A 608-nucleotide genomic window follows, 5' to 3' on the forward strand; every position below is an offset into this window, starting at 1 on the left:
GCAAACGGCGCGAGTATTCTACTTGCACCGGCTCGTCTGCGCTTGCTAGCTCAGTAGCGCAAAAACCCGTACTCCCACACTTTGGGGGTGATTTGCCCTGCCAGGGTGTCTAGGTTTTCTTGCAAGGTAGCATAGAGAGTTTTATAAAAAGTATCTTGGGCTTTGCTTGGGGGGTTGAGCTTGCCCTTGCTATCACGCCCTGCAAAGAACTCCTTAATATCGTATAAGCTCGCATTAGGGTTAGAGTCTTTATGGGAGTGGTAATAGCTATAAATTTCTTGAGCGCTTTTGAGCACTTCTAGAGCGCTAGGGCTAAAGGTGGGGAGTGTGGGGCGGGGTGTCTTAAAAAGCTTGTCTTGAGCAAAAGCTAGGCTTTTGCCCTCTAGAAAATCTAATAAAGTGTGGTGGGTGTAGCGCGCTTTAGGGTGGAGCGCTTGCTCTTTAAAGGGGATGAAATGATTAGCCCCCTGTTTAATAGAAATGCGATTTTGCGCGTGAAAGAGCATAAAGACTAGGCAATCGCCCAAAAAGTCGCGATCCTCTTGCCATGAATCCCCATAGGGGGCGTAGAATTGATCGCGATCATTGATCCATGTGGGTTTAATGCA

At 47.9% G+C, this 608-nt stretch carries 1 pseudogene; it reads right to left on the reverse strand.

Annotation, left to right across the window (positions count from 1 at the left end):
• Positions 1 to 50: 50 nt before the first annotated feature.
• A pseudogene (locus EAO38_RS08680) lies at positions 51 to 608 on the reverse strand (type IV toxin-antitoxin system AbiEi family antitoxin); the annotation flags it as partial.

Source organism: Helicobacter vulpis, from assembly GCF_003660395.1.
GTDB lineage: Bacteria > Campylobacterota > Campylobacteria > Campylobacterales > Helicobacteraceae > Helicobacter > Helicobacter vulpis.